The 569-nt window shown below is 39.9% G+C and carries 1 protein-coding gene; it reads right to left on the bottom strand.

Annotation, left to right across the window (positions count from 1 at the left end):
• The coding region (locus ACFILW_RS10980) for a hypothetical protein (RefSeq protein ID WP_375685852.1) at window positions 1-569 on the bottom strand (569 nt) is incomplete at both ends.

Below are 569 nucleotides of genomic sequence, written 5' to 3'. Positions count from 1 at the left end.
AGCGGAAGTTCATCACGATGATAACGACTATTGAGTTTATCAATACTCTTTTGCGCATAGTGTAATAAATCAAGATCATCTTGCGTTTCTCTCAATGGAGCATCCACCCAATCTGTAATGAGCGCAAAATGAATGGCACCTTTAGGATTGGAAAGATAGTGCACTTCAAGATTGCGCACTTGTTCATCAACATTAGCGCGTGATGTCATCAAAGTAGGTACAACAACCATTGTCCGTGCATGTTTTGGAATACCTTCTTTATATTCATAACCAATGAGTTGTTTTGATGGGACAAACCACGAAACAACAGTGTTAAATAAAGCAAAAGAAGCATCAATAGCAGGAAAAAGCGCCAATCCAGTAAAGCAAAAAGACATCCATTGTGTCATACCAGATATTTGTAAAAGGGCGTAAATTACCAGCAAAAGAGTGAGCGTCAGAAAAGAGACAGGAATGGCGATGACTCTCAATTTTGAGCAACAGGAAGCGCGTGTCCATTTTATGAGAAAGGGCGGAATATATCCACAAGCCTTTTCAAATATGCCACGACCATCATCAACAAGGTACCA

Source organism: Bartonella sp. TT110JLCBS, assembly GCF_042193405.1.
Lineage (GTDB): Bacteria > Pseudomonadota > Alphaproteobacteria > Rhizobiales > Rhizobiaceae > Bartonella.
Note: the sequence above shows the minus strand (reverse complement) of the source record. Positions and strands in the feature narration are given on the sequence as shown.